The following is a 26201-nucleotide window of genomic DNA, read 5'->3' on the forward strand; positions in this document are numbered from 1 at the left end:
GCGAAGCCGGAAGGGGATGTCAGATGGAGACCGCTGCTCGCTCGCGCGCTTGGCGCGCAATTATTGTGCTGTGCGGATTGATCCTGCTCGGATCGGCCGCCGAGCTTCGCGCCGGCACGCTGCTGTCGCCGGGAGCCGGTGTCCTCGTGCGCAAATCCGCCGAGCCGTTCGGCGTGTTCGCCTTCGCCACCTCCGCCGGCGGCCTGCAACAGAAATGGTTCGCGCTGAAGTCCAGGCTCGATGACGACATGGTGCAGCTCGCGCTGTGCGACGGCGACCGGGACAATTGCGCTTCGCCCGCCGCGCTGAAACTGATCGCCATCGTCGACCAGGCCCGCAGCCGTGACGGCCGCGCTCTGCTGGGCGAAACCAATCGCGCCATCAACCTGGCTATCCGTGCCGCCAATGACGGTTCTGAGGACGTCTGGAGCTCGCCGCTCGCGACCTTCGCGCGCGGCGCCGGCGATTGCGAGGACTATGCCATTGCCAAGCTCGCCGCCCTGCGGCTCGCGGGCGTTGCCGCCGAAGACCTTCGCATTGTCGTGGTGCGCGACGTCAGGGCCAGCGAAGAGCATGCGGTTGCCGCCGCACGGCTCGACGGCCATTGGCTGATGCTCGACAACCGCCGCATGGCAATGGTCGAGGACGACGCTGCACGGAGCTACCAGCCGCTGTTCGTGCTCTACCAGTCGGCCGTGATGAAATATGTCGACGAACCCGTGCGGTTCTCGATGATCGCCGCCGAGGCGCATTGAGTGATGTTGTAGCCCGGACGGAACGCAGCGAAATCCCGGCTACGAGCCCAACCACCCCGCCACAAAGCCATTTCGCCGCGCGATCCGGGACGCTAGCATGGCCGCGGCTATGCGGGGGCGACTGGAATGCGGTTCATCGTGCTGACCTTGCTTGCGCTGCTGGCTTTGCCGGCGGCACCCGGTTTCGCGCAATCAGGCACCTCCGACCGCTCCGTCGCCGACAGGCTGCCGCTGTTCGCCAGCAACAACTGCCAGCAGATTCGCGATCCCGGTAATCAATTGTTCTGCGGTGATGCCGAGCTTGCCGCCGCCGCAGAGAAGCTGAGCACGGGAATCGAGGCGCGGCTTGCCCGCCTGCCCGATCGCCTGCCTGGAATCGAGGAGAACGCGATCTGGATCCGCCAGCGCAATCTCGGTTGCGGCATCGTCGGTCAGACCGCAATCCGCACCGACGATTTCGACCGGGTGAAGGCATGCCTCCTCAAGGTGACCGAGGAGCGCGCAGCGATCGTGCGCGATCCGGATTTCGACTGTCTCGCGGCCAACACCGCAGCGGGTGCGCTGGTCTGTGCGGACCCGTCGCTGGCGCTTGCCGAGACCGAATTGAACAGCCAGGTGCTCAGACTGATCGGCAAGCTCGATCCGACAGCGGCACGCTTTGCCTTCGCCGAATATGGCCGGTGGACGCGGGAGCGCGATCGCAAATGCAATCTGGTCGGCAAGGAGAACGTGCCGCTCGGGGAGCTCGAGTCGGCGGAGGACTGTCTCGCCGGCTATCTCAAGCACAAGGCCGGCGAGATTGGCGCGGCGAAAGGCGATCCGAAAAAGGTGTTCGGCCGACAGGTCGTAGCCCGCTTGCCCGACACCGACGCCGTCGACTTCTGCGCCGCGCGAATCCACGCGGCCAATTCCTGCGGCAACTTCCTCCGCATCAACCGCGTCTACGCGCTCGACAGCCAGGTGACCGAGCAGGAGGCGCAGGTCACGGGCGAGATCGAGATGGTTGTGCTGGCGCCCTTCACCATGTGCAGCAAGGTCGCGTCCGCCTGCACGGGCACCTGCTGGGACGCCAGGACGGGTCGTCCACAGCCTGGCGGCGGCAACAAGGAGCGCTCCTCAGACGCCTTCAACGTCACACGCCGCCTCAGGATCCAGCGCACTTTTGCGTTTGTGAAAGCCGCCGACGGCTGGCGCTGCCGGGAAGACGAACTGGCCCCGGTGAATTCCGGCACCGCGGGTGGGGGATCGTGAATCGTCCTTAAAGAACGCCGACGCTTCGCATCGGCTATGGTGCCGGATGAGGGCAAGACTGTTCGCGAGGAGGGAACCTCTCACCCGGCTCGCCGCTTCGCGGCGATCCACCCTCTCCCGCAAGGGACGAGGGTGCACCGTTAGCGCCGCAAGAGCGATCCGATCAAAACATCAGATTGTCCTTCACCAGGACCCAGCGGCCGCCCTTGACCTGCTGCACCTGGGTGATGGTGTTGGCGAGGTGGTCGGTCTTGGAGAACTTGGTCGGCGGCGAGTTGAAGATGTCGAGGAACTTGTCGCCCGATTCCAGCGCGTCCAGCATCTTCTGGCCGGTCAGATCCTTGCCCGCCTTGTTGGCGTAGAACGCAAACGTCGTCACCGCGTTGTAGCCGATGATCGCCTGGGTGTTGGCATCGGTGTTGAACATCTTCTTGTAGTTGACGAGCCAGTCGTGGACCTTGCCCTTGGCGGTGTCCTCGTAGGGAATCTCGAAGCCTGACGCTGCATAGAGGCCCTCGACGGCGTCCTTGCCGAGTGCCGGCACTTCCAGCACGTTGGTCGGCGTCGCCCCCAGGAAGGTGACGTCCCAGCCGAGCTTCTTCGCCTCCGTCATCGCGCCGATGGTTTCGCGGATCACGGTGCCGAGCACGACGAGGTCGCAGCCGTCCGACTTCATCTTGGCGATCTGCGCGCTGAAGTCGGAGGCGCCGCGCTTGTAGCTCGTCACCGACGCCGGCTGCAGCTTCATGGCCGTCAATTGCTGGGTGAACCCGTCGAGAACGTTCTTTCCGTACTCGTCGTCCTGATGCATGATGCAGGGCTTCCCAAAATTCTTCCACTCCACCATGTACTTCAGCGCGGCGCGCGTGCTCTCGACGTAGGGCAAGAGGTTGTTGAACTTCAGCCGCTCCTGCGGCTTGGCCGGGTCGAACTTGAAGGTGAACTCGGCGGCGGTCAGCGGGAAGAGCTGGAGCACGCCGGCATCGAACAGGATGTCCTGCGCGGCCAGCGTCGGCGCCGATCCCATCGAGCCGATCATGACGAAGATCTTGTCGCGCTCGACCATCTTCTGCGAGGCCAGCACGCCCTTCTTCGGATCGTAGCCGTTGTCTTCAAGGATCATCCTGATCTTGCGTCCCTGGACGCCACCGGCCGCGTTGATTTCCTCGACGGCCATCTTCATGCCGTTGGAGACCGGCACGCCCCAGACCTTGATCGGCCCTGAAAGATCCTGATGGGTCCCGATGACGATCTCGGAGGCCGAGATGCCTTCATTGGTGACCTTGGTCTGCGCTGCGGCGGGCAGACTGGTGAGCACCACCGCGCCTACCGCAAAGCCGAACGCTCTCGACGATCTCGACATTGACGTCTCCTCTCCTTGGGGCCCGCATGATGCGAAGGGTGGGGGCCATCACTCCTTCGCTGTTTTTCGAACGAGATTGTTCAAGCCACCGCCCGCGCGAGATACATCGCCTCGATATCGGCGGCATAGCGCTTGTTCACGAAGCCGCGCTTCAGCTTCATGGTCGGCGTCAGCTCCTCGTCCTCCGGAGTGAGCTGGCGTTCGATCAGATAGAATTTCTTGATGGTTTCGACGCGGGCGAAATTGGCGTTGACCGCTTCGATCTCACGCCAGATCAGGTCCTGGATCTCCGTCGCGCGGCACAGGCTAGCATAATTGGTGAATGGGATGTCGTGGTCCTGGGCGAATTTCTCGACATTCTCCTGGTCGATCATCACGAGGCAGGTGAGGTACGGCCGCTTGTCGCCGATCACCACGGAATCCGAGATGTAGGGCGAAAATTTCAACTGGTTCTCGATCTCGGAAGGCGTGATGTTCTTGCCGCCGGAGGTGATGATGATGTCCTTCATCCGGTCGGTGATGCGGACGAAGCCTTCATTGTCGATGGTGCCGACGTCGCCGGTATGCAGCCAGCCGCGATGGTCGATGGTCTCGGCTGTCCTCTCCGGCTGGTTCAGATAGCCCATGAACAGGAAGTCGCCCTTGATCAAGATCTCGCCGTCGGGCGACAGCGCGACCTCACCCCACGACACAGCCTTGCCGACCGAGCCAAGCTTGATCCGCTCCGCCGGCATCATGGTCGCGACGCCGCAATTCTCGGTCTGCCCGTAGAGCTCGTGGATGTCGATTCCGAGCGCGAGATACCAGCGGATCAGATCCGGTGCGATCGGCGCCGCGCCGGTGAAGGCGACGCGGCAACGGTCGAGCCCGATCATGCGGCGGATGTTGCGGAATGCGAGCCGGTAAGCGATGCCGTTGGCGATGCGCAACGACAGCGGCGGCGCCTTTCCTTCGATCCTGCAATCGACCATGCGATAGCCGATGCCGATGGCGCGGCGGTAGACCCATTGCTGGAACGGCGTCGCATCCTTTAGCGCGATGGTGATGGCGGAATAGAATTTTTCCCAGATGCGCGGCACCGCGAGGAAGATGGTCGGCTGCACCTCGCGCAGATTGTCAGGCACGGTCTCCGGACTTTCGGCAAAGTTCATCACCGAGCCGAGCGCGACCGAGATGTAATAGCCGCCGATCCGTTCGGCGACGTGGCAGAGCGGCAGAAAGATCAGCCGATCGTCGTCCTCCCGCGCCGGGATGAAATCGTTGGCGTGCCGCATCTGATGCGTGACGCTGCGGTTGGCGTGCATGGCGCCTTTGGGCGGCCCCGTGGTGCCCGATGTATAGACGAGAACCGCGAGATCGCCCGCGTTGCGGCTGTCGACCATCTCCTGCCACAGCGCCTCGCGGCCCGCCATGTAGTTGCGCCCGAGCGCGCGAAACTCGTCGAGCGACATCACCATGTCGTCGGAGAACCCGCTGAGGCCCTCCATGTCGAACACGATGACCTTTTGCAGAGACGGACAGCGCGCGCGGCAGGCCAGCACCTTGTCGAGCTGCTCCTCGTCCTCGGCGAAAATCACTTTGGTCCGGGAATCATTGACGAGGTATTCGACCTGGGACGACGCGTCGGTCGGATAGATTCCGGAGGAGACGCCGCCGGCGCATAGAATGCCCATGTCGGCATGGACCCATTCCGGCACGGCGTTGGCGATGATGGAGGCGACGTCGCCAGGCGTGAAGTCGATGGCGTGCAGCGCGTAGGCGATCTCCTTCGAGATCTCCAACCATTCGCGCCAGCTCGTCGGCTGCCAGATCCCGAATTTCTTCTCGCGTATAGCCGGCCTATCGCCCCGCGTCTCCGCGGCGCGCAAAAAGCTTTTCGCGATGGTGTCAGCGACCGTCAGCACCGCCTGTCGGGCCATGCACGTCTCCTCCTTGTCGCGCTCCCCTCCGCTGCCTGCCTTGCCGGCGGTCTATTGTTACGGGCGGGTATCCTGATCTAACGCCAAGTCTTGCTCTAACACCAAGTCTTGCTCTAACGCCTGCTTTAACGCCAAGTCTTCTTCTTTTTCCAGCGCCGCTCGCCTCGCGCGCCCGCTTCCTTGGCGCCAAGGTAGAATTCCTGGATGTCCTGGGAATGCATCAAGCGGTCGCAGGTGTCGTTCATCACGATCCGGCCGATCTCCAGCACATAGCCGTAGTGCGCCGTCTCCAGCGCAACCTTGGCGTTCTGCTCGACCAGCAGGATCGACATGCCCTGCTCCTCGTTGACCCGGCGGATGATGGAGAAGATCTCCTTCACGAGCAGCGGCGACAGGCCGAGCGAGGGCTCGTCGAGCAGCAGCAGCGTCGGCCGGTTCATCAGCGCGCGGCCGATCGCGAGCATCTGCTGTTCGCCGCCGGAGAGCTGTCCGGCCGGTTGGTTGATGCGCTCCTTCAAACGCGGGAAATAGCCGTAGACACGCTCCAGATCTTCCGCAACGCCCTCACGATCCCTACGCGGATAGGCGCCCATCATCAGATTCTCGCGCACGGAGAGGAACGGAAACACCTCGCGTCCCTCCGGCACGTGGCTGAGGCCGAGCCGCACGATTCTGTCCGCCTCCATGCGTTGGATCGGCCTGCCCATGAACTCGATGGCGCCCTTCTGCGGATCGAGAATGCCGGAGATGGTCTTCAGCACCGTGGTCTTGCCAGCGCCGTTGGCGCCCAGCAGGGTGACGATACGGCCGCGCGGCACCTCCAACGAGATGCCGCGGATCGCCATGATCGGCCCGTAATAGCTCTCGATGTTGGAGAGCTTCAAGATGATATCGGGCGTGACGGCGGCGTCCATGCGTCAGGCTCCCAAATACGCGGCGACGACGTCAGGGTGCTGCTGCACTTCGGCGGGGGAGCCCGTGGCCAGCACCCGGCCGTAGTTCAGCGCAATGACGCGGTCGGAGACGCGGTTGACCAGCGACATGTCGTGCTCGACCATGAGCACGGTGACGCCGAGATCGTTCTTCAGGTCGCGGATCCAGAACGACATGCCGTCGGTCTCCTCGACGTTGAGGCCCGAGGACGGCTCGTCGAGCAGGATCAGCTTGGGCTCCGAGCACAGCGCACGCGCAAGCTCGATCACCTTGCGCACGCCATAGGGAAGGCCGGAGATCAGCTTGTCGCGATAAGGCTCGAGATCGAGGAACTCGATCACCTGCTCGACCCGGCGGCGATGCAGCTTCTCGCCCGCGCGCACGCTTGGCAGGAACAACAGCTCCTGCCAGAGCTGCGTGGTTGAATGCCGGTGGCGGCCGACCAAAAGGTTCGACAGCACGGTGGCATTCTCGAACAGCTCGATGTTCTGGAAAGTGCGGGCGATGCCGAGCCTTGCGATGTCGTAGGGCGGCTGCTCGGTGATGTCCTGGTCCTCGAAGAAGATGCGGCCCGAGGTCGGCCGGTAGATCCGCGAGATCAAATTGAAGATCGAGCTCTTGCCGGCGCCGTTGGGTCCGATGATCGAGAGGATCTCGCCCCTCTCCACCGCGAACGACACCGCATCGACCGCCTTCAGCCCGCCGAAATGCAGCGACAGATTCTCTGCGCGAAAATAGCTCATCGGTTGCGCTCCGACTTCACATAGATCTTCTGCCGCTTGAAGGTGGCGCGCTTGTAGAGTGGGAACAGCTGGAAGAAGAGTTTTATCTTCAGCCAGCGGCCGTAGAGCCCGAGCGGCTCGAACAGCACGAACAATACGATAATGATGCCGTAGATCGCGCCTTTCAGGCCATTGAGCGAGGCGAAGGCCGCGACCTTGGACTGAATGTTGGCCGCGCCTTGCGTGCCTGCTCCGAACATCGCGGCAATGCCGGCGATGATGCCGGGCATGTCGTCCTTGAGGTAGGTCAGGAACGGATCGATCATCACGATGAAGATCGCCCCCAACACCGCGCCGTGCAGGCTGAAGGTGCCGCCGATCAGGATCACGATGATGAACTCGATCGAGAGCTGCAGCGTGAACATCTCCGGTGAGATGAAGGAGAGCTTGTGCGCGAACAGCACGCCGGCGAAGCCGGTGATCGCCGCCGAGATCGCAAAGGATTTGACTTTGTACAGCGCGACATTGACGCCCATGCTCCGCGCCGCGGTCTCGCTGTCGCGGATCGCGACGAAGGCGCGCCCGGTCGGCGAACGCAGCAAATTGAGCGTGCCGACGATGGTCAGCACCAGCAGGGCAAGGCAGAGGAAATAGAAGGTCGGGCTGTCGCGCGAGACTGTGACGCCGAACAGCGCCACCGCCTTGATCCGCATGCCCTCGTTGCCGTTGGTGACGCTCTCCCAGCGCGCCAGGATCTCTTCGACGATGAAGGCGAAGGAGATGGTGGCGATGACGAGATAAATGCCTTGCAGCCGCAGCGCGGGGAAGCCGACCAGCGCACCGATCAGACCGGTCAGGAGCCCGGCCGCGAGGAAATAGACCGGGAACGGCACTCCATATTTCTGCAAGTACGCCGCCGTATACGCGCCGATCGCGAGAAACGCCGCATGGCCGAGCGAGGCCTGCCCGGTGAAGCCCGTCAAAATCAGCAGCGCCACACCGACGGTCGCATAGATGCAGACGAAGACGAGTTGGCTCATCAGATAGCTGGAGAGCACATAGGGCGCGATCAGCAGCACGGCCAGCAGGAGACCGTATGAGACGAAATAGCCCGAATGCGGGAACAGCTTGATGTCGTCTTCATAGTCGGTCTTGAACAGGAAGCGCATGGCGTTCAGACCTTCTTGCGGACGTGACGGCCGAACAGGCCTTCGGGCTTCAGCAGGAGCACGGCGAGCAGCACGATGTAGGGCGCGACGTCCTTCCAGCCCTCGACCAGATAGAAGCCGGCCATGCTCTCGATGACGCCGATCAGGACGCCGCCGACGACGGCGCCGGGGATCGAGCCGAACCCGCCGAGCACGGCGGCCGGGAACGCCTTCAGGCCAAGCACCAGACCGACATTGGAATGGATGAAGGTGATCGGCGCCAGCAGCACGCCGGCGCAGGTCGCAACCGCAGCGCTGATCGCCCAGACGATCGACACCACGCGCTTGACCGGGATGCCCATGTAATAGGCTGCCAGCATGTTCTCGGAACTGGCGCGCATCGCGGTGCCGAGCATGGTCTTGTTGAAGAACAGCCAGAGCAACGTGCAGAGGATGACGGTGGCCGCGATCACCGAGAGCTTGTCGTAGGCCAGCACCAGCGCGCCGATCCGCAGCACGCCCTGGCTGAACGGCGTGTCGATCTTGAAATCGTCGGTGCCCCAGATCATGCCGGCGACCGAGCGCAGGAAATAGCCGAGCCCGATGGTGGCCATGATGATGGAGAATTGCGGATAGCCGAGGATCGGCCGCACCACCACGCGCTCGGCCAGCATACCGAACAGCGCCATCGCCGCCACCGCGCCGGCAAAGCCGACCCAGTAGTTCAGGCCCAACATGCCGATGAAGGTGAAGGCAAAGAAGCCGCCCAGCATCATCAAATCGCCCTGGGCGAAATTGACGACCTCGGTGGCCTTGTAGACGAGCACGAAACCGAGCGCGATCAGGCCGTAGACGCAGCCGAGCGCAACACCGCTGACCAGCTGCTGAACGAAATCCAGCATCGCCGCGCATCCTCCCGATACAACCGGCGGTTCTTCCTGACCGCCTTGCCGCATCTTGTGTTCAGTCGCTACGCAGTCGTTTTCGCGCCATTCGTCCCTTGGCCAATTCAGCCTGAACCGCCAAGCGCTGTCAACAAACGGTGACTTGCCTTTAGTCCAATCCGGATGACGGAATTTGCGGCAGCGCGATTCACGGTGCCGAAACATCTTCGGATCATGGTCGCGGGCGATGCAAAACCGCAAGGTGTGGCCCATGAAGCCGGACGACTCGGCGCTCGAAGTCCTGGGGTTAACGAAGCGTTTTGACCGCCTGGCGGTCGATAGCCTCGATCTCACCATCCATGCCGGCGAATTCTATGCGCTGGTCGGCCCCAACGGCGCCGGCAAGACCACCACTTTGCGCATGATTGCCGGCTTGCTGCGGCCCGATGCCGGCGCGGTCTCGATCTTCGGCATCGATGCGCTCCAAAACCCCGTCGCCGCCAAGCAGGTGATGGCGTGGGTCTCCGACGAGCCCATGATCTACGACAAGCTCACCCCGCTCGAATATCTCGAATTCGTCGCCGGTCTGTGGGGCATCGCACCGTCGGTCTCGGAACCGATCGCCGAGGGGCTGCTCGCCTCGCTCGGGCTCGAGCCGCACCGGCACGAACGCTGCGAGGGCTTTTCCAAGGGCATGCGCCAGAAGGTCGCTCTCGCCGGCGCACTGGTGCACGATCCCCGCCTCATCATTCTCGACGAGCCGCTGACGGGACTGGACGCCGTCTCCGCCCGCCACGTGAAGGGATTGCTGAGCGATCGCGTGCGCAGCGGCTGCACCGTCATCATGACCACGCATATCCTCGAGGTCGCCGAACGCATGGCCGACCGCATCGGCGTGATCGCAGCCGGGCGCCTGGTCGCGGAGGGCACGCTGACCGAGCTGCGCCAGCAGAACGGCCACGCCGATACCAGCCTGGAAGATCTCTTCATCGCGCTGGTGACGCTGCAGGAAGCCGCATGAGTTCGGCCACCGCGCTCTCCTGGTTTGCCCGCCACGAGCTCCGGCTCGCCTGGCGCGAATGGTTCGCCATGATGACCGGCGGGCGGCGCAAACGGGCGCGTGTCGCGGTGATCGGCCTGCTGTTGTTCGCGGCGCTGCTGCACGTGCCGGCCTGGGCGGTGATCGGCCGCTTCGCGGACCTGGAACTGCCGCTCGACAAATCCTCGCTGATCGTGATTTCGGCGACCATCTTTCTCGCCTGGACGCTGATGCTGTCACAGGCGATCGAATCGGTGACGCGGGTGTTTTACGCCCGCGCCGATCTCGACCTCATCATGTCCTCGCCCGCGACGCTGGCCAATCTGTTCTCGGTGCGCATCGCCGCGATCGCACTCACCGTCACGGTGATAGCGCTGCTGTTCTCGACGCCCTTCATCGACGTGCTGGTGTTCGGGGGCGGCGCACGCTGGCTTGCGGCGTTCGGCCTCGTCGTCGCCATGGGCCTGTCGGCTGCGGCGATCGCGATTGCCGTCACCATCCTGCTGTTCCGCCTGATCGGCCCGGCGCGGACACGGTTCGTCGCGCAGATCCTCGCCGCGATCATCGGCGCCGGCTTCGTGATCGCGCTCCAGGTCGCGGCAATCATGTCCTACGGCACGCTGTCGCGCTTCACCATCCTGACCTCGGGTAGCGTGGCTGACCATGCCCCCGACGTCGACAGCATCTGGTGGTGGCCGGCGCGCGCGGCCATAGGCGACAGCGAAGCGCTGCTGCTGCTTCTGGCGCTCGGCCTCGTGCTGCTCGGGAGCGTCATGGCGATCTTCTCGGGCCGCTTTGCAGACACCGCGATCGATGCCGCCGCCTATGGCGCGTCCGGCCGCACAAGCGCGAAGGAGCGCCCGTTCCGCGGCGGGTCGCGGCAGCACGCGCTGCGGCGCAAGGAGTTTTCGCTGCTGTGGCGCGATCCCTGGCTGATCTCGCAGACCCTGATGCAGCTGCTCTATCTGGTGCCGCCGGCGCTGCTGCTCTGGCGCAGCTTTGCCGACAGCTCCGCGGCGCTGACGCTGATCACGCCCGTCATCGTCATGGCGGCGGGACAACTCGCCGGCGGGCTCGCCTGGCTGACGATCTCGGGCGAGGACGCGCCTGATCTGGTCGCGACCGCGCCGCTAACTTCGTCCAGCGTCATCCGCGCCAAGATCGAAGTGGTGCTGATCGCGATTGCCGTCATCTTCTGCCCGCTGATCGCCGCGCTCGCTTTCATCTCGCCATTCCAGGCCGCGGTCAGCGCCGGCGCGGTCATCGTCAGCGCGGCGTCCGCGACCGCGATCCAGCTCTGGTTCCGGGTGCAGGCCCGGCGCAGCCAATTCCGCCGCCGCCAGACTTCCTCCCGGCTTGCGACCTTCGCCGAGGCGTTCTCCTCGATCGGCTGGGCTGCCAGCGCAGCGCTGCTGCTCGCGCTGCCCATCGCCGGTCTCGTCAGCGGCCTGATCACCGCTAGCCTGGTCGCCATCACCTGGAAGTTCAGCCCAAGGCGGGAGTAGAGCCGGCTTGGCCTACCTAGCGCTCACTTGAAAGTAAGGCGATATTGCCTTACTTAAGCTTATCAGCGAGCGAGGATCCCCCATGGGCACGCTTACCGTCACGGTAAAGGGACAGGTCACGTTGCGGAAAGACCTCCTGGAGCACCTTGGTGTGCATCCGGGCGACAAGATTTCGATAGAAAAGCTTCCTGGGGGGCGAGTTGAGGTGAAAGCAGTTCGGCCCACCGGGAAGATCTCGAATGCCTTCGGCTTCCTGAAAGGAAAGACGAACGGTCGATCGCTCTCGATCGAGGAGATGAACGCGGTCATTGCTGACGGCTGGGCCGGCAAGCGATGAAGATAACACCCGACACCAACGTCTTGGTGCGGGTGTTGGTCGGAGATGATGCCGAACAGGGCAAGTTGGGCGAAGCCCTTCTGGAGAACGCGGACCTAATAGCCATCTCGATCCCCGCATTATGCGAGTTAGCTTGGGTCCTCTCACGAGGCTACAAAACCTCTGCTGGAAATATCGCGGCTTCGATCCGGCACTTGATCAATGCCTCCAATGTAGTCGTCAACCGGCCCGTAGCTGAGGCTGGATTAGCGCTCCTCGACGCCGGGGGCGATTTTGCCGATGGCGTCATCGCCCACGAAGGCAACTGGCTTGGGGCCGATACTTTCGTGTCGTTCGACAAAAAAGCCGTGAAACTGATCGAAGCGAGCGGCGGAATGGCGCGGCTCGCCAGCACCACATGACGCGAGGATAATTCGTAGATACACTCATCAGATCGTCGATAAGCGGCGGACGGTTCCTGATGTCTCGACTATTGCTGACGGTCTGTGCGCTTCTCGGTTGGCTGGTAACACCTGCCTTCGCCCAGCAGCCTCAGCGCAGCGAATGCCTGGCGATGGCGAATGCGGCCCCCCGCGTGACGCCTGTCGCGTTGCGGCAGGCCGCGGCCTCGGCTGAAGTCCAGATCACCTATGCCGGCCATTCCACCTATTTCATCGACACGCCCGGCGGCTTGCGCATCGCCACCGATTATAGCGGCGCCTATCAGGTGGGACGGCGCCCGATGTCGCCACCATGAACCGGGCCCACAGCACGCATTATTCTCTATATCCCGATAGGCGCATTCCTCATGTGCTGCATGGCTGGGGCGAGGACGGCAAGCCGGCGCTGGTTTCGGAGCGCATCGGCGACACCTTCATCCGCAATGTCACCACCGACATCCGCCGCTATTTCGGCGACGATTCCGGCGCCGACATGATCCGCGACGGCAATTCGATCTTCATCTTCGAGGTCGCGGGCCTCTGCATCGGCCATCTCGGCCATCTCCACCACAAGCTCGACGACAGCCATTTTGCCCAGATCGGGCGGCTCGACATCGTAATGGTGCCGATCGACGGCACCTACACTATGTCGCTCGACGGCGTCTCCGAGATCACCAAGCGGCTGCGCGCCTCGGTGGTGCTGCCGATGCACCGCTTCGCGACCCCGCTCGACGAGTTTATGCGCCTCATCGGCCAACAGTTCGAGATCGACCGGCGCATGGAGCGAAGTTTCCGGATGTCGCGGGATGCGCTGCCGTCGAAGCCGACGGTGATTATCCTCGACGGCGTCTGACGCGCAATTTTCTCCAAGCCGGCCATCGGCCGGCCGTGCTGGTCTCCTGAGCAGAGGAGATCGACATGACAGACTTTGCGAGATTATTGCATGCGGACGGACCGAACCCCGAGCACGCGGCGGCGCTCCAGCTTTATGGCCGCTTCGTCGGCGATTGGGACGCCGAGATCAGCGCCCATGGCCCCCACGGAACGAAACACACCGCGCCCGGCGAAATCCATTTCGGCTGGGTGCTGGAGGGCCGCGCCGTGCAGGACGTCTGGATCATCCCGCGCCCGACAGGCAGCCCGGCCTTGCCGATCGCCGGCAATTGGTACGGCACCACGCTGCGGGTCTACGATCCGACCATCGACGCATGGCGGATTTCCTGGTTCGATCCCGGCCGTAGCGTGTTCCGCCAACAGATCGGCCGTCCGCGCGGCGAGGACATCGTGCAGGAAGGCACGACCGAAGCCGGCGACCTGACGCGCTGGAGTTTTACGGAGATCACCGAGGATTTCTTCCACTGGCTCGGCGAGGTCAAGCCGGCCACCGCAACCGACTGGCGGCTGGTGGTCGATGTGAGGGCGAAGCGGCGCAAGGGCTGACGACAGCGCCGCTGTGCCCGCGATGACGGGTGCGGTTGCGCAACGCGCGCTGCTACGTGCGAGGACGAGGTGCTAGGCTCCCAGAACAAGAAGCATACATCAGGGGAGCGAACGCCGATGGCTGCAAGCAGTCTGCCCGCCAACACGAGCGGGCTATTCGTCGAGCCGCGCGAGGACTGGCTCGCGCTGCATCAGGAGGAGATCATCGATCCCTTACGGCCGATCGTCGATCCCCATCACCATCTCTGGAATCGTGGGCACCGCTATCTGATCGAGGAGATGGCAGCCGATGTCGCCTCCGGCCACAACATCATCGCCACCGTCTATGTCGACTGCCGCTCGATGTATCGCGCGCACGGGCCGGAAGCATTCCGGCCCGTCGGCGAGGTCGAGTTCGCCAACGGCGTGGCCGCGATGAGCGCGAGCGGCGGTTACGGCAAGGCCGCGATCTGCGCCGGCATCGTCAGTCACGCCAATCTTCTGCTCGGCGACGCCGCAAAGCCGGTGCTGGAGGCCGAGATCGCCGCGGGCAACGGTCGCTTCCGCGGCATCCGGCATTCCTCGGCCTGGGACGAAGACCCCGCCGTCGCCGGCATGTATGCGAACCGGCCGAAGGGATTGTTGCAGGACCCGACGTTCCGCAAAGGCTTTGCCTGCCTCGCGCCGCTGAACCTCAGCTTCGATGCCTGGCTGTTTCATCCGCAGATCGGCGAGCTGACCGAACTTGCCCGCGCCTTCCCCGACACCAGGATCGTGCTCGATCATTGCGGCGGTCCGGCCGGAATCGGCCGCTTTGGCGGGCGGCGCGAGGAGGTGTTTCCGCAGTGGCGCGCCTCGATCCGGGAGATCGCGAAATGCGAGAACGTGGTGGTGAAGCTCGGCGGGCTCGCAATGTGTTTGCTCGGCCACGACTTCCATTTACGCGACAAGCCACCGTCGTCCGAGGAGCTTGCCGCGGCATGGCGGCCCTATGTCGAGACTTGCATCGAGTCATTCGGGGTGAAGCGCGCAATGTTCGAGAGCAATTTCCCGCCGGACAAAGGCCAGTGCAGCTACCAGGTGATCTTCAACGCCTTCAAGCGCATCGCCGCGCCCTTGAGCGAGACCGAGAAGACGGCGCTGTTCTCGCAGACCGCGAGCGACTTCTACCGGCTCGACTTGCCTTGAAAAGGTTTGTGTCATGACGGAAAGAGGGGCCGGGATGTTGATCCCGACCCCTCTTCCGTCGTAGCCGCTGGGAAGCGTCCTTGAAACTGTTTGAGCTCTAACCGGCGCCCATCAGCGAGGCGGGGCGGCGCTCGCCGGCGGAGACGAACATCCGCTTGAGCCTGTTGACGACGCGGATCAGGAAACCGATCATCGCGGGATTGGTCTTGCGGCAGAAGGCGATCTTCTTGACGTGGCCTTCGACGTGCCACTTGGCATGCGCGCCGTCGCGGAAGAAAATGACGTCGCCTGGGCCGTAGCGCTTCGGCGGCATGCCGTCGCTTTCGAGCACGATCGATCCTTCCATGATCATGATCGTCTCGTCGATATCGTAGTACCAGTTGAAGCGCCCTTCGGTGCAAGCCCAGATGATGGTCGAAGCGGTACCATCGGAGCTGGTGGACAGGACGCGCGAGCGCGACACCGGATTGCCCTCGATGATCCAGGACGGCTCGATCGGCCGCAGCTCGAGGTCCACACTGCAACTACCGATTTCAATCAATGAGCGCGACATCTTTTCCTCTGGGATAAAATATGACCGGCCGGGGCTCGGCCCGGATTGTTTCAAAAGATGTTGGAACGCTAATAGCCGGCTTTTAATTCTTTCTTACGCGGGCCTCGACAATCAGCCGCAAGTTGCAGACCCGAAGCGGTTAACGTCGCGATTCCCCTGCATTTTCGTGCACATGAACCCACTTTTTCCGGGGTGCGACAAAGTGCGCGAACGTGACAATCGAAGGAGCCATGCCGATGCCCCTCACCCCGGAGGTCCTGATAGCCCAAGGCGAAGCCGTCGCCTGGCTCGGCAGCCTCGACGTCTCCTTCACAACCGACGAGGAGCCCTGGTTCACCGTCGACGGCATCGACAGCCCCCGGCAGATCGGCAGTGACGGCTCCGGCGGCGCGTTCGTGCTGCTGCCGTCGCAGAATGTGCTCTACGTCTCATCGGAATGCCGCGCGGGAATTATCGCGGAGAGTTTCGAGGCTTTCGTGCAGCTCGTCATCGCGCGCCCCTATTGGCTCGACATCCTCAAATTTTCCGCCGGCGGCGATCTCCCGGAGATGCGGCGTGCGGCCGATGAGCTGGAGGCGACGCTCGACGACCAGGACGACGTCAACGAGGCCCGCGAGGAAATCCGCAGGGGCCTCGACCTGCCCGACTCGAGCGATCCGGTCGGTGCGCTCTACGACGCGGTGGCGGCTTCCGACGCCATCGTCCGGGCCACCGACGGCAGCCCGTTCACGCCGCTGTTCAACCGCTTCAGCATCGACAACAGCCCGATGCTGCGCAACGCGGCGGCGTGAGAGAGGCTTGAGGGTACTTGTCCGGCCTGCATGGTTCGAGACGCGCCGTAACGCGGCGCTCCTCACCATGAGGGTCTAAGATGTCGCAACGAAGCAAGACCTCATCCTGAGGAGCCCGCCAAAGGCGGGCGTCTCGAAGGATGGGCCGCAAGACGCGTTACTTCGCCCATTCGCCCTTGCGAAACACCGGCACCTTGCTTCCGTCGGCGAGAATGCCGTCGATGTCGGTCTCGGCCGAGCCGATCATCCAGTCGATATGGATCAGGCTCTGGTTGCCGCCCTGCGCGGCGATTTGCTGCGGCGTGAGCTGCGCGCCGTTGACGAAGCACTTCGAATAGCATTGGCCGAGCGCGATGTGCGAGGCCGCATTCTCGTCGAACAGCGTGTTGTAGAACAACAGCCCGCTCTGCGAGATCGGCGACGAATGCGGCACCAGCGCGACTTCGCCGAGACGGCGCGCGCCCTCGTCGGTGTCCAGCACCTTGTTCAGCACCTCCGCGCCGCGCGAGGCTTTTGCGTCGACGATCCTGCCGTCCTCGAAGCGCACCGCGATGTTGTCGATCAGCGTGCCCTGGTAGGACAGCGGCTTCGAGCTCACGACATGGCCGTAGACCCGCCGGCAATGCGGCGTGGTGAAAACCTCTTCAGTCGGAATGTTGGCGTTGCAGCTGATTCCGTTCTTGGACAGCGAGGCGCCGCCCTCCCACTCGTGTCCGTCGGCAAGCCCGATGGTGAGGTCGGTGCCGGGACCTGAATATTGCAGCGCGCGAAAATGCTGGCCATTGAGCCAGTTGGTGCGTTCACGCAGCACCGCATTGTGGCTCGCCCAATTGCCCATCGCGTCCTCGCGGTCGACGCGCGAAGCGGCAAAGATCGCATCCGCCAGCTTGCCGATCGCAACGTCTTCGGGATCGTTCGGAAACACCTGCTTCGCCCAGGACGGGCTGGGATAGGCGATGATGTTCCAGTTGGTGTCGAAATTGACGATTTTCTCCAGCGCCGGCTGATAGGCCATCGAATTGGCCTTGCTGGCGCGCGCCACCTTGGACGGATCTTCGTCCGACAGCAGCATCGGATTGTCGCCGACGATGGCGAGCCGCGCCGTGTTATTGGAGAATGCCTTCGCCATGCCATCATAGAGCCAGTTGGCGGCGCGATCGAAGCTGTTGTCGTGGCCGTGGCGGTAGCGCGCCAGCGTCATCTCTTCGTCGGAGAGTATCGGCGTCACAATGCCGGCGCCGGCTTTGTAGGCATGCACGGCGATCCGCCGCACCAGCGGCAACGCGATCGCGGGCGCCGTCAAGAGCACATCCTGGCCCGGCCGCAAGCCCAGGCCCACCTTCACCGCCACCTCGGCCAGCCGGTCGAGCTTCACGGGATCGATGGGAGAGGAGGTGATGCGTTGATCAGTCATGCCAGATCCTCTGCCGAACGTCTCTCACTCAATCTAAGTCTAGCATTGCGAGACACAAGTGTGCGAGTGCCTTGCGACACGCCAAAGATACGCAGTTTCATGCATTTTGGTTTTCAACGCGTTGCCGATTTCAGCACCCGGTCGACCATGGCGGGAGCAAGGCCGAGGTAATTTTTCGGTGATGTGAGCGCCTCGATCGTGGCACGGTCGATTCTGGCAGCGACACGGGCGTCGGACGAGAGCGCGTCCGCCAGCGTCAGGCCGTTCTCATTGGCGAGCCGGCAGGCGTCATAGACCACGTCATGCGCCTCCTGCCGCCCGATCTGCGGCGCGAGCCCCATCATGACCGCTTCGGCCACGATCAGACCGCGGCTGACGCCGAGATTCTCGTTCATCTTGCTTTCGTCCACGATGAGGCCGGCGAGCGCGAACTTCGCCTGGTACAAGGCGCCGGCGGTCAGCACGAAGCTTTCCGGGATCGCCATCCATTCGGCGTGCCACGGCCCGGTGGCGCGCTCGAAATCCTGCACCATGGCATCCAGCATGAGGCCGGCGTGCTGGCGCACCGCCTTGGACGCAGCGAGCATCAGTTCCGAGGAGATCGGGTTGCGCTTCTGCGGCATGGTCGAAGAAGCGCCGCGCCCCTTGACGAAGGGCTCGTAAACCTCGCCGAATTCGGTCGAGGCCATGATCATGATGTCGAGCGCGATCTTGCCGAGCGAGCCGGTGACGAGTGCGAGAAAGTTCACGGTCTCGGCAAAGCCGTCGCGTGCGACGTGCCAGGTCGAGGCGGGAACGCCGAGCTTCAGCTCGGCGCAGAGCGCTTCCTGCACCTCAAAGCCCTTGTCGCCGAGCGAGGCCAGCGTGCCGGCCGCGCCGGCGAACTGGCCGACCAGGACGCGCGGCTTCAATTGTGCCAGACGTTCGGCGTGGCGGTCGAACATCGCAAGCCAGATCGCGGTCTTGTAGCCGAAGGTGACCGGCAGTGCGTGCTGGAGATGGGTGCGGCCCGCCATCGGCGTGTCGCGGTAGCGCTTCGAGATGTCAGCGAGGATCTTGCGCAGGGCGGCGACGTCCTGTTCGACGATCTCAAGCCCGGCGCGCAGTTGCAGCACCACGGCGGTGTCCATGATGTCCTGCGTGGTCGCACCCCAATGCACATAGCGGCCGGCCTCGCCGCATTGCTTCACCATCTGATGCACCAGGGGCAAGATCGGATAGCCGACGACATCGGTCTCCTGCCGCAACAGGTCGAAATCGAGTGCGGCAACATCGGTCTGCGCCGCGATCTGATCGGCGGCATCCTGCGGGATCACCCCGCACTTCGCTTCCGCCTTCGCCAGCGCCACTTCGACCTCGGCATAGCGCGCGACCGTCGCAACGTCGGAAAACACCTCCCGCATCTGCGGCGTACCGAAGGCATCGCGGAACAAGATGGAATCGAGCACGGTGGTCGAGGCGGGAAAAGCGGGCATGAGCGTTTCTTCGTGGTTTGTGTTCTGTGTGAGGCAGCTTACGCAGACGGAGCTGTTCGGCAATGGACAAAGCCCCCTACTCCCGTCATTCCGGGGCGGGCGTAGCCCGGTGCATCCGGTCGCGACCATCCGGCTTTAATCGCCACATTCTCGTTGAAGTTGCATTCCTCCTCATAAACCGCATGGCAGCCATCACGCGATCGTGGTGAACCGGGCAGGCCCCTCGGCGGACTCACAGACTTCAGTCAAATCCGTTTTGATTTTATTATTGCCGATGTCATTGTAAGGTCTGAGTCTTCGACGTGCAGTTTCTGTTCCGGGATCATCTGCTCGATACCGACTTGCGCGAACTGAGCCGCGAGCAGGTTCCAGTTGCCGTGGAGCCGCAGGTCTTCGATCTCGTCGTCCACCTCATGGAGAACCGCGACCGGGTGGTCAGCAAGGACGAGCTTATCGACAAGATCTGGCACGGGCGCAGCGTCTCCGAATCCACTCTGACCAGCCGGATCAATGCGGCACGCAAGGCGGTCGGCGACAGCGGCGCGAGCCAGGCACTGATCCGTACCATCTCACGCAAGGGTTTTCGTTTCGTCGGCGATGTCGAGACCAAGCGTGGGGCGACCGCTCCGGAACCCGGTTTCGGCGCGAAGGTTCTGCAGGCCCCGCTCGCACTACCGGACCGGCCGGCGATCGCGGTGCTGCCCTTCACCAACATGAGCGGCGACCGCGAGCAGGATTATTTCTCCGACGGGATCAGCGAGGACATCATCACAGCGCTGTCGAAGCTGCGCTGGTTCTTCGTCGTCGCGCGCAACTCCTCCTTCGTCTACAAGGGCCGCGCCGTGCACATGCACGAGGTCGCGCGAGATCTCGGCGTGCGCTACGTGCTCGAAGGCAGCGTGCGGCGGAGCGGCGATCGCGTGCGCATCTCCGCGCAGCTCAACGACGTCTCGACCGGCAGCCATCTCTGGGCCGAACGATACGATCGCGAGCTTGCCGACATCTTCGCCGTGCAGGACGAGATCACCGAGGCGATCGTCGCCGCGATCGAGCCGCAGCTCTATACCGCCGAAAGTTTTCGCGCCCAGCAGAAGCCGCCGGGAAGCCTGGATGCCTGGGACCTCGTGATGCGCGCCTTGTCGCATTACTGGCGCATCACCCGCGAGGACAATGCCGCCGCGCAAGAACTGCTCGAAAAGGCCGTCGCGCTCGATCCCGCCTATGGCAAGGCGCTCGGCCTGCTCGCGACCAGCCACATCTTCGGCGCGCATATGGGCTGGGCCGGCATGGCCGCGACCGTGCCGGTCGCCGAGCGCGCGGCGCTCGCGGCGGTGGAGGCCGATCGTGAGGATGCCTGGGCCCATCACGGCCTCGCTTATACTTATCTATTCCGCCGCCGTTTCGACGACGCGCTGGCGGAATTCGAGCTGACGCTGGAGCTCAATCCGAACTTTGCGATGGCGCACGCCTTCCACGGCGTGACGCTGTGCTACGCGGGACGATGGCAGGACGGCGATGCCGCCGCGCGCCGCGCGCTGCGGCTCAGCCCGCGCGATCCGCTCGCGGCGATCTATTGCGGCGTTGCCGCCTATGCCCGTTTCATCGGCCACGACTACGAAGGCGCCACGCAGATGGCGCGCGAATCGATGCGGCAGCGCGCCGATTTCGTCGGCGCGCATCGCGTGCTGACGGCCGCCGCCGGAATGTCAGGGGATCCCGCGCTCGCGGCTTCCGCACTGGAAGGCCTGCGCCGCGCCCAACCCGGCATCTCGCTCGCCTGGGTCACGCGCGAGCTGCCGATGCTGCGGGAAGTGGATCGCGAGCATTACCTCGAAGGATTGCGGCGCGCAGGGATGAGGTAGCTAACCTCTCCTCTCCCGCTCGCGAGGAGAGGAGAGGAGAAGGGCACCGCTACTCCTGCATCATCTCGCCGCTGCCGCCGAACTCGGCCGGAAAATCCTTCAGCTTGGGCAGGCCGTCGCGCATCGGCAGCACCGTCTCGGCGTAATTGACGTGAACGCCGGGCGCGAATGCCAGCGTAGGGATGGTGGCGGTGAAGACATCGACCAGGCCGAGCGGCGGATGGTTGGTCATGAGATGGCCGCCGCACTTCCGGCAATATTTGCGCTGGCTGAGCGGTGTCTTGGTAAAGGTCTCGACGTTCTGTGCGCCTTCGGTGATGCGCACGGCTTCGGGCTTCCACAGGCTGAAGGCGTTCACCGGTCCGCCCGACCACGAGCGGCAGGAGCGGCAATGGCAATAACCCATCGCCTCCGGCGCGTCCGTGACCTCGATTGTAACCGCGCCGCAGAAGCAGCTTCCGACATGTTTCATTTGGTCGTCTCCGTTGATGAAGGTTTAAATTCCTCTCCCCGCTCCTGTTTGCCGGTAACTCGGCAGAACGGATGCGGGGCCGCGACGAGCTTTGCTCGCACTGATAGCATCGGGGTGGGGGGGATTCACCCCGAGAAACGTTGAAGGCCGGGTCGGCAAGCTCCGTTACGCGCCTCGGCGCCGCCGCGCATCCTCCGTTCGGCCGACGCGGCGGAAATGCGCGCCAACTATACTGACTTGCGCCAGGGAATAAGCATCGACACACGTTGTTTGTACTGCCGATACTCGTCGCCGAAGAGATCGACGAGGTCGTGCTCCTCCAGCGCAATGCCGACGAAGATGTAGAGCGTGGTCACGGCGGCGAACAGCAGATGGCCCGCGGTCATGACCGGCGCCGCCCAGAACGCGATGATGAAGCCGAGATAGATCGGATGGCGAACGAACTTGTAGAGCAGCGGCGTCTTGAAGCGCGCCGGCGACGCCTCCCTGCCGACGAGATGATTGGTCACCTGATGCAATCCGAACAACTCGAAGTGATTGATGATGAAGGTCGAGGTGAACACCAGGACCCAGCCCGCCAGCGACAGCGTGACGATCGTCACAGCAAGATCCGGGTTCGCGACGTCCCATATGACCGTGGGCAGCGGACGCCACTGCCAGAACAGGAGCAGCAATGACAGGCTCGCAAACAGCACATAGGTGCTGCGCTCGACCGGCTTGGGGACGTACTGCGTCCACCATGCCTTGAATTGCTGCCGCGCCATCACGCTGTGCTGGACCGCAAACAGGGCCATCAGGAGCAGATTGATGATGACGGCCTCGGCCGCGGGCGTGTCGGTCCCGGTATCGATGGTCTTCGGCACCACCAGCCCCATGACGAAGCCGATGGCGTAGAGAATGGTGACGAAAAACACGAGATACGCCGCAATTCCGTACAGAAAAGCGATGAACCTGAAAATGCGTGAGCCCGCAACCGGGCCGACGGGATGAACTTGATGATCAATTTGGGTCATAAACAGCTCCGTTGTGCCAAAACGCCGGCACTTCATTGGTCGCTGCACCATGCCGCATCGGAGTGCCGAAGACTTTTGCGGACGGTTGATTTTCGCCTGAGACGACTTTGATTTTTGCTTGAGACGACAGAAACGTGCGATTTCGCTTTGAAAACAACCTGCTCGACGGCGACCTGCGGGAACTGACCTGCAGCGGAGCCGCCGTTCCGTTGCAGCCGCAGGTGTTCGATCTCCTGCTCTATCTGGTGGCGCAGCGCACCCGTGTGGTCAGCAAGGATGACCTGATCAGCCAGATCTGGAGCGATCGGATCATTTCGGACTCCGCCCTGAACAGCCGGATCAACGCCGCGCGCAAGGCGCTCGGTGACGACGGTGCGAGCCAGCGGCTGATCAAGACCATTCCGCGCAAGGGCTTTCGTTTCGTCGGCGAAGTCCGGGAAGAATTGGCAGTCGCCCCGCCGTCCGCTGAGCCCGTCGCTGCCCTGCCGCGTGCCCAGACGGAGCGTCCGGCGATTGCAGTGCTCGCTTTCGAGAACATGAGCGGCGATCCCGCACAGGACTATTTCGGCGACGGGATCAGCGAGGACATCCTCACCGCGTTGTCGAAGCAACGCTGGTTCCTGGTGATCGCCCGCAACTCGTCCTTCACCTACAAGGGACGCGCGGTCCACATCCGGCAGATCGCCCAGGAGCTCGGCGTCCGCTACATCGTCGAAGGCAGCGTGCGCAAGGCGGACAACCGGGTGCGCATCACCGCGCAGCTCAACGACGCCACAACCGGCAGCCATCTCTGGGCCGAGCGCTACGACCGCGAGCTGGTCGATGTGTTCGCCGTGCAAGACGAGATCACCAACGCGATCGCCGCGGCGATCGAGCCGCAGATTCACGCAGCGGAAAGTTTTCGCGCCCATCGCAAGCCCCCTGCGAGCCTGGACGCCTGGGACCTGCTGATGCGGGCGCTGTCGCATTACTGGCGCGTGACGCGGCGGGATCACGAGACCGCGCGGACGCTGCTGGAGCGTGCGGTCGAGATCGACCCGAACTACGGCCAGGCGCTGTCGGTGCTCGCGGCGAACCACATGTTCGGCGTGCATCTCGGCTGGACCGAGCTTGCCGTGGTGGCGCCGGCGGCGGAGGCCGCCGCGCTCGCCGCGGTGCGCGGCGACCATGAGGATGCCTGGGCGCATGCCGCGCTCGGCAGTGTCTGCTTCTCGACACGAAGACTTGCGGACGCACTGTCCGAGTTCGAGCAGGCGCTCGCGCTCAATCCGAACTTCTCGCTGGCGCAGAGCTATTACGCGCTGGCGCTGTCCTATGCCGGGCGGCCGAAGGAATCGTTCGAGGCAGCGCAGAGGGCAATGCGGCTCTCGCCGCGTGATCCGTCCCTGGCGATCTATCACGGCATCGCCGGCTATGCCCGCTTCACGGAGCGGCGCTATGGCGAGGCCATCGCGCTCGCGCGCGAGGCGATCCGCCACCGCGGCGACCTCACCGGCGCCTACCGCGTGCTCGCGGTTTCTGCCGGCATGACCGGCGACGGCGTGCTTGCGGAGATGGCGCTGAGCGAGCTCCGCCGCACCCAGCCCGGCATCTCGCTGCATTGGATCGCGACGCAATTGCCGTGGGCCAACGAGGCCGATCGCGAGCACTATATGGAGGGATTCCGGCGAGCGGGCTTGCGTTAGACGATCCGCATGCCGGGTCTACGTCGGGCTTCCGGCGCAGATGGACGACGACGTCGAGAGCCGCGCAATCTCGTGGCCCGGGAGCGCCTCGGGCATTTTGGTGAAGGTCTGGCCCTGGCCTGAGGCGCAGATGCGCTCGCGCGACGGCCCGCAGCGCTCGAGCCGGATGCGGGCGCGGCCGTCCTCGACCAGCCGGGTCCCGCCCGGATCGGGCGGCGCTGCGGCGCCGGCTTGGCCGCCAAAGGCCATCACGGGACGCGCTGTACATTTTTTGTGCGAACACTGTCGAGACTTTCATCTTGCGGCGCCGAATGGGACTATGTGAGCCTCGATAGCGGATGGGGACTGGGATGGGCCGGCCGCAGCTTAGCGCGCCACGACGTGCGAAGCGTTCGCGGCTGGTCTCGCTTGAGAAAGATACGACATGTCGAAACGAGTGTTGCTTGGACTCCTCCTGGCCTGCGGCCTCACGGCCCCGGCGCTGGCGCAAGAGCCGAAAACAGGGGGCGCGATCAATGTCGTGATCCAGCCCGAGCCGCCCGGCCTGATGATGGCGATGGTCCAGAACGGCCCGGTGCAGATGGTGGCGGGCAACATTTTCGAAGGCCTGCTTCGCTACAGCCCCAAGCTCGAACCGCAGCCGGAGCTCGCCGAGAGCTGGAGCGTCAGCGAAGACGCAAAAACCTACACCTTCAAGCTGAGGAAGGGCGTGACCTGGCATGACGGCAAGCCCTTCACCGCCGCCGACGTGCTGTTCTCGGTCGAGATGCTGAAGCAGACTCATGCGCGCGCCCGCAACAACCTCGCGCAGGTCGACAAGGTCGAGGCACCCGACGACACCACGGTGGTGTTCACACTGAAGCAGCCGTTCGGTCCGTTCCTCGGCATCTTCGAGGTCGGCTCGATGCCGATGGTACCGAAGCATCTCTATGAAGGCACCGACTGGAAGACCAATCCCTACAACAACGCCCCTGTCGGCACCGGCCCCTTCATGTTCAAGGAATGGCAGAAGGGCTCTTTCATCCGCCTGGTCAAGAACCCGAACTATTACGAGAAGGGCAAACCCTATCTCGACGATATCTACTGGCAGATCATTCCCGATGCCGCGGCGCGCTCCGTGGCGTACGAGACCGGCAAGGTCGACGTACTGCCCGGCGGCTCGGTCGAGAATTTCGACGTGCCCCGTCTCTCCAAGCTGAAGGACACCTGCGTCACCGGCGCCGGCTGGGAGTTCTTCTCGCCGCTGGCCTGGCTGTGGCTCAACAACCGCCAGGGTCCGCTCGCGGACAAGCGGGTGCGGCAGGCGATCATGTATGCGATCGACCGCGAGTTCGCCAAGGACGTGATCTGGAACGGGCTCGGCAAGGTTGCGACCGGCCCATCGGCCTCGACCATCAAATATTACACCGACGACGTGCCGAAGTACCCCTACGATCCCGCCAAGGCCAAGGCGCTGCTGAAGGAAGCCGGCTACAAGGGCGAGAAGATCCGCCTTCTGCCGCTCGCCTATGGCGAGACCTGGCAGCGCTGGGGTGAAGCCGTGAAGCAGAACCTCCAGGACGTCGGCATGAACATCGAGACTATCGCCACCGACGTCGCCGGCGGCAACCAGAAGATCGGCGACTGGGACTACGACATCGCCTTCACCTATCTCTACCAATATGGCGATCCCGCGCTCGGCGTCGGCCGAAACTACGTCTCAAGCGCCATCGCCAAGGGCCAGGTGTTCAACAACGTCGAGGGCTACTCCAACCCGGAAATCGACAAGCTGTTCGCCGACGGCGCGGTGGCGACGCCCGACTCCAAGCGCAAGGAGATCTACGAGAAGGCGCAGAAGATCCTGGTCGAAGACGTGCCGGTGGCCTGGATGCTCGAGCTGCAATTCCCGACCATTATGCGCTGCAAGGTCAAGAACCTGATCACCACGGGCATCGGGGTCAATGATGGCTTCAAGGACGCGTGGCTCGACAAGTGAGGAGACGCGCTCCGAACTCCCCTTACCTCTCCCGCTTGCGGGAGAGGTCGCTACGCTCGAAGAGCGTAGCGGGTGAGGG

The 26201-nt window shown here is 63.7% G+C and carries 23 protein-coding genes and 2 pseudogenes; 13 read left to right on the forward strand and 12 right to left on the reverse strand.

What is annotated here, in order from left to right; all coding sequences use genetic code 11:
- The first annotated feature begins 23 nt into the window (after positions 1–23).
- Positions 24–755, forward strand: a complete 732-nt coding sequence (locus IVA74_RS13630) for a transglutaminase-like cysteine peptidase (protein WP_247344217.1) — start codon at positions 24–26, stop codon at positions 753–755.
- A gap of 126 nt (positions 756–881) precedes the next feature.
- Complete coding sequence (locus IVA74_RS13635; protein WP_247344220.1) at positions 882–2006, forward strand: lysozyme inhibitor LprI family protein; 1125 nt, start codon at positions 882–884, stop codon at positions 2004–2006.
- Positions 2007–2169: 163 nt separating this feature from the next.
- On the opposite strand, the gene IVA74_RS13640 is transcribed toward IVA74_RS13635, so the two are convergent.
- From IVA74_RS13640 to IVA74_RS13665, 6 genes are all read right to left on the reverse strand, one after another.
- A complete protein-coding gene (locus tag IVA74_RS13640) occupies positions 2170–3369 on the reverse strand; it encodes an ABC transporter substrate-binding protein (protein WP_247344223.1) in 1200 nt (399 codons plus the stop codon).
- A gap of 80 nt (positions 3370–3449) precedes the next feature.
- A complete protein-coding gene (locus tag IVA74_RS13645) occupies positions 3450–5288 on the reverse strand; it encodes an AMP-dependent synthetase/ligase (RefSeq protein ID WP_247344227.1) in 1839 nt (612 codons plus the stop codon).
- A 125-nt stretch (positions 5289–5413) separates the two neighbouring features.
- Positions 5414–6202, reverse strand: a complete 789-nt coding sequence (locus tag IVA74_RS13650; RefSeq protein ID WP_247344230.1) for an ABC transporter ATP-binding protein — start codon at positions 6200–6202, stop codon at positions 5414–5416.
- A 3-nt stretch (positions 6203–6205) separates the two neighbouring features.
- Positions 6206–6964 (reverse strand): ABC transporter ATP-binding protein, encoded by a 759-nt coding sequence (locus IVA74_RS13655; protein WP_247344232.1) that lies wholly within the window; start codon positions 6962–6964, stop codon positions 6206–6208.
- Complete coding sequence (locus IVA74_RS13660) at positions 6961–8112, reverse strand: branched-chain amino acid ABC transporter permease (RefSeq protein WP_247344235.1); 1152 nt, start codon at positions 8110–8112, stop codon at positions 6961–6963. Before IVA74_RS13660 ends, IVA74_RS13655 begins: the two co-directional genes overlap by 4 nt.
- A 5-nt stretch (positions 8113–8117) precedes the next feature.
- Entirely contained in the window at positions 8118–8993 is an 876-nt protein-coding gene (locus IVA74_RS13665; RefSeq protein ID WP_247344238.1) for a branched-chain amino acid ABC transporter permease, read from the reverse strand.
- 253 nt (positions 8994–9246) lie between these two features.
- Between IVA74_RS13665 and IVA74_RS13670 the strand changes: the two genes are divergently transcribed.
- From IVA74_RS13670 to IVA74_RS13700, 7 genes and pseudogenes are all read left to right on the forward strand, one after another.
- Positions 9247–9996: an ABC transporter ATP-binding protein gene (locus IVA74_RS13670; protein WP_247344241.1), complete on the forward strand. Its 750-nt coding sequence runs from the start codon at positions 9247–9249 to the stop codon at positions 9994–9996.
- Positions 9993–11519, forward strand: coding sequence for a permease (locus tag IVA74_RS13675; protein ID WP_247344244.1), 1527 nt, complete (start codon positions 9993–9995; stop codon positions 11517–11519). The genes IVA74_RS13670 and IVA74_RS13675 overlap by 4 nt, the downstream gene beginning before the upstream one ends.
- A gap of 82 nt (positions 11520–11601) precedes the next feature.
- Positions 11602–11856, forward strand: a complete 255-nt coding sequence (locus IVA74_RS13680; protein WP_247344246.1) for an AbrB/MazE/SpoVT family DNA-binding domain-containing protein — start codon at positions 11602–11604, stop codon at positions 11854–11856.
- On the forward strand, positions 11853–12257 hold the full coding sequence (locus IVA74_RS13685) for a type II toxin-antitoxin system VapC family toxin (protein WP_247344249.1): 405 nt from the start codon (positions 11853–11855) through the stop codon (positions 12255–12257). The genes IVA74_RS13680 and IVA74_RS13685 overlap by 4 nt, the downstream gene beginning before the upstream one ends.
- A gap of 59 nt (positions 12258–12316) precedes the next feature.
- Positions 12317–13128, forward strand: a pseudogene (locus tag IVA74_RS13690) (MBL fold metallo-hydrolase).
- A gap of 65 nt (positions 13129–13193) precedes the next feature.
- On the forward strand, positions 13194–13715 hold the full coding sequence (locus IVA74_RS13695; protein WP_247344251.1) for a hypothetical protein: 522 nt from the start codon (positions 13194–13196) through the stop codon (positions 13713–13715).
- A 117-nt stretch (positions 13716–13832) separates the two neighbouring features.
- Complete coding sequence (locus IVA74_RS13700; protein ID WP_247344254.1) at positions 13833–14882, forward strand: amidohydrolase family protein; 1050 nt, start codon at positions 13833–13835, stop codon at positions 14880–14882.
- Positions 14883–14979: 97 nt separating this feature from the next.
- On the opposite strand, the gene IVA74_RS13705 is transcribed toward IVA74_RS13700, so the two are convergent.
- The gene (locus IVA74_RS13705) at positions 14980–15435 is read right to left on the reverse strand and encodes a cupin domain-containing protein (protein WP_247344256.1); all 456 of its coding nucleotides are present in this window, start codon (positions 15433–15435) and stop codon (positions 14980–14982) included.
- Between the two features lie 236 nt (positions 15436–15671).
- Between IVA74_RS13705 and IVA74_RS13710 the strand changes: the two genes are divergently transcribed.
- Complete coding sequence (locus IVA74_RS13710) at positions 15672–16226, forward strand: hypothetical protein (protein WP_247344259.1); 555 nt, start codon at positions 15672–15674, stop codon at positions 16224–16226.
- A gap of 157 nt (positions 16227–16383) precedes the next feature.
- Here the strand turns inward: IVA74_RS13710 and IVA74_RS13715 are convergent, their stop codons facing one another.
- Positions 16384–17640 carry an aminopeptidase gene (locus IVA74_RS13715; protein ID WP_247344261.1) on the reverse strand — a complete coding sequence of 419 codons (1257 nt, stop codon included), beginning with the start codon at positions 17638–17640 and terminating at the stop codon, positions 16384–16386.
- Positions 17641–17753: 113 nt separating this feature from the next.
- Entirely contained in the window at positions 17754–19115 is a 1362-nt protein-coding gene (gene pcaB, locus IVA74_RS13720; protein WP_247344264.1) for a 3-carboxy-cis,cis-muconate cycloisomerase, read from the reverse strand.
- A 302-nt stretch (positions 19116–19417) separates the two neighbouring features.
- Between pcaB and IVA74_RS13725 the strand changes: the two genes are divergently transcribed.
- Positions 19418–20977 (forward strand): winged helix-turn-helix domain-containing protein, encoded by a 1560-nt coding sequence (locus IVA74_RS13725; RefSeq protein ID WP_247344266.1) that lies wholly within the window; start codon positions 19418–19420, stop codon positions 20975–20977.
- A gap of 49 nt (positions 20978–21026) precedes the next feature.
- Here the strand turns inward: IVA74_RS13725 and IVA74_RS13730 are convergent, their stop codons facing one another.
- Positions 21027–21449 carry a GFA family protein gene (locus IVA74_RS13730; RefSeq protein WP_247344269.1) on the reverse strand — a complete coding sequence of 141 codons (423 nt, stop codon included), beginning with the start codon at positions 21447–21449 and terminating at the stop codon, positions 21027–21029.
- 227 nt (positions 21450–21676) lie between these two features.
- The gene (mddA, locus tag IVA74_RS13735; protein ID WP_247344272.1) at positions 21677–22462 is read right to left on the reverse strand and encodes a methanethiol S-methyltransferase; all 786 of its coding nucleotides are present in this window, start codon (positions 22460–22462) and stop codon (positions 21677–21679) included.
- Positions 22463–22596: 134 nt separating this feature from the next.
- On the opposite strand from mddA, the gene IVA74_RS13740 reads away from it, so the two are divergent.
- Positions 22597–24147, forward strand: coding sequence for a winged helix-turn-helix domain-containing tetratricopeptide repeat protein (locus IVA74_RS13740; protein WP_247344275.1), 1551 nt, complete (start codon positions 22597–22599; stop codon positions 24145–24147).
- 126 nt (positions 24148–24273) lie between these two features.
- On the opposite strand, the pseudogene IVA74_RS13745 reads toward IVA74_RS13740, so the two are convergent.
- Positions 24274–24396, reverse strand: a pseudogene (locus tag IVA74_RS13745) (DUF2147 domain-containing protein); the annotation flags it as partial.
- A gap of 175 nt (positions 24397–24571) precedes the next feature.
- On the opposite strand from IVA74_RS13745, the gene IVA74_RS13750 reads away from it, so the two are divergent.
- Positions 24572–26122 (forward strand): ABC transporter substrate-binding protein, encoded by a 1551-nt coding sequence (locus tag IVA74_RS13750; protein WP_247344278.1) that lies wholly within the window; start codon positions 24572–24574, stop codon positions 26120–26122.
- Positions 26123–26201: the final 79 nt, after the last annotated feature.

Source organism: Bradyrhizobium sp. 132, from assembly GCF_023074185.1.
Classification (GTDB): domain Bacteria; phylum Pseudomonadota; class Alphaproteobacteria; order Rhizobiales; family Xanthobacteraceae; genus Bradyrhizobium.

Coding starts and splice junctions, on each gene's coding strand:
- IVA74_RS13630 (WP_247344217.1), top strand. CDS start 24: ATGGAGACCGCTGCTCGCTCGCGCGCTTGGCGCGCAATTATTGTGCTG.
- IVA74_RS13635 (WP_247344220.1), top strand. CDS start 882: ATGCGGTTCATCGTGCTGACCTTGCTTGCGCTGCTGGCTTTGCCGGCG.
- IVA74_RS13640 (WP_247344223.1), bottom strand. CDS start 3,369: ATGTCGAGATCGTCGAGAGCGTTCGGCTTTGCGGTAGGCGCGGTGGTG.
- IVA74_RS13645 (WP_247344227.1), bottom strand. CDS start 5,288: ATGGCCCGACAGGCGGTGCTGACGGTCGCTGACACCATCGCGAAAAGC.
- IVA74_RS13650 (WP_247344230.1), bottom strand. CDS start 6,202: ATGGACGCCGCCGTCACGCCCGATATCATCTTGAAGCTCTCCAACATC.
- IVA74_RS13655 (WP_247344232.1), bottom strand. CDS start 6,964: ATGAGCTATTTTCGCGCAGAGAATCTGTCGCTGCATTTCGGCGGGCTG.
- IVA74_RS13660 (WP_247344235.1), bottom strand. CDS start 8,112: ATGCGCTTCCTGTTCAAGACCGACTATGAAGACGACATCAAGCTGTTC.
- IVA74_RS13665 (WP_247344238.1), bottom strand. CDS start 8,993: ATGCTGGATTTCGTTCAGCAGCTGGTCAGCGGTGTTGCGCTCGGCTGC.
- IVA74_RS13670 (WP_247344241.1), top strand. CDS start 9,247: ATGAAGCCGGACGACTCGGCGCTCGAAGTCCTGGGGTTAACGAAGCGT.
- IVA74_RS13675 (WP_247344244.1), top strand. CDS start 9,993: ATGAGTTCGGCCACCGCGCTCTCCTGGTTTGCCCGCCACGAGCTCCGG.
- IVA74_RS13680 (WP_247344246.1), top strand. CDS start 11,602: ATGGGCACGCTTACCGTCACGGTAAAGGGACAGGTCACGTTGCGGAAA.
- IVA74_RS13685 (WP_247344249.1), top strand. CDS start 11,853: ATGAAGATAACACCCGACACCAACGTCTTGGTGCGGGTGTTGGTCGGA.
- IVA74_RS13695 (WP_247344251.1), top strand. CDS start 13,194: ATGACAGACTTTGCGAGATTATTGCATGCGGACGGACCGAACCCCGAG.
- IVA74_RS13700 (WP_247344254.1), top strand. CDS start 13,833: ATGGCTGCAAGCAGTCTGCCCGCCAACACGAGCGGGCTATTCGTCGAG.
- IVA74_RS13705 (WP_247344256.1), bottom strand. CDS start 15,435: ATGTCGCGCTCATTGATTGAAATCGGTAGTTGCAGTGTGGACCTCGAG.
- IVA74_RS13710 (WP_247344259.1), top strand. CDS start 15,672: ATGCCCCTCACCCCGGAGGTCCTGATAGCCCAAGGCGAAGCCGTCGCC.
- IVA74_RS13715 (WP_247344261.1), bottom strand. CDS start 17,640: ATGACTGATCAACGCATCACCTCCTCTCCCATCGATCCCGTGAAGCTC.
- pcaB (WP_247344264.1), bottom strand. CDS start 19,115: ATGCCCGCTTTTCCCGCCTCGACCACCGTGCTCGATTCCATCTTGTTC.
- IVA74_RS13730 (WP_247344269.1), bottom strand. CDS start 21,449: ATGAAACATGTCGGAAGCTGCTTCTGCGGCGCGGTTACAATCGAGGTC.
- mddA (WP_247344272.1), bottom strand. CDS start 22,462: ATGACCCAAATTGATCATCAAGTTCATCCCGTCGGCCCGGTTGCGGGC.
- IVA74_RS13750 (WP_247344278.1), top strand. CDS start 24,572: ATGTCGAAACGAGTGTTGCTTGGACTCCTCCTGGCCTGCGGCCTCACG.